The organism is Mesorhizobium sp. M1A.F.Ca.IN.022.07.1.1, assembly GCF_003997575.1.
In the GTDB taxonomy this organism is placed as follows: Bacteria; Pseudomonadota; Alphaproteobacteria; order Rhizobiales; family Rhizobiaceae; genus Mesorhizobium.
Window position 1 is genome coordinate 1 of sequence record NZ_RZST01000702.1, and the last position, 706, is coordinate 706.

Annotated in this window: 1 protein-coding gene; it reads left to right on the top strand. The window is 55.8% G+C overall.

Going from position 1 to position 706, the window contains the following annotated elements:
• The coding region (locus EOA75_RS33495) for an ImmA/IrrE family metallo-endopeptidase (RefSeq protein WP_127326185.1) at positions 1 to 634 on the top strand (634 nt) is incomplete at its 5' end.
• Positions 635 to 706 lie beyond the last annotated feature (72 nt).

Sequence of the window (706 nt, forward strand, 5' to 3'; positions counted from 1 at the left end):
CACCAACGCCAAGACGGACATGGCGGCGCTGGAGGCGTGGTGTGCAGCAGTATTGGTTCGCGCAGAAAAGATAACTGTCAAAAAAACTAGGATCATTGATCCCGACAAGGCGGCACGGCAACTGGCACAGCTGAGCCTGTTGAATGACTGGCAGGATCAACTCGTCACCGCGCTTCATCGTATGGGAATAATATTGACTATATTGGAGCACATGCCGGGGACATTTCTCGACGGGGCAGCGATGTGCCGTAGTGATGGTGTTCCGGTGATTGCGCTAACTCTGCGCCATGATCGATTGGATAATTTCTGGTTTACGCTACTGCATGAGTTTGCACACGTGGTTTGCCACTTGGGCCCCGATCGGCAGGTTATTCTGGACGATCTGGACGTGGCTAGTTCGGAAGCCATCGAAGCGGAGGCGGACACGTTTGCGCTGAACGCTCTTATCCCTCCCGCTATTTGGAAGGGGATCAACAAGGACAGCAGAACAGAGGAGGTGTTGGAGGCGGCGCAGAAAGCTGGCGTGCATCCCGCGATTGCCGCCGGCCGATGGCGGTTCCAGCATTCGGACTATCGTCGTTTCTCCAAGCTGATTGGCCAGGGAGAGGTGAAGGCTGCTTTTACCCGTGCGTAACTCCGCGGTTACGACGGGTACCTCTCTCCAATTCCGGTAACCGAGGCGCGGCTATCTGATTGCTGACGATCC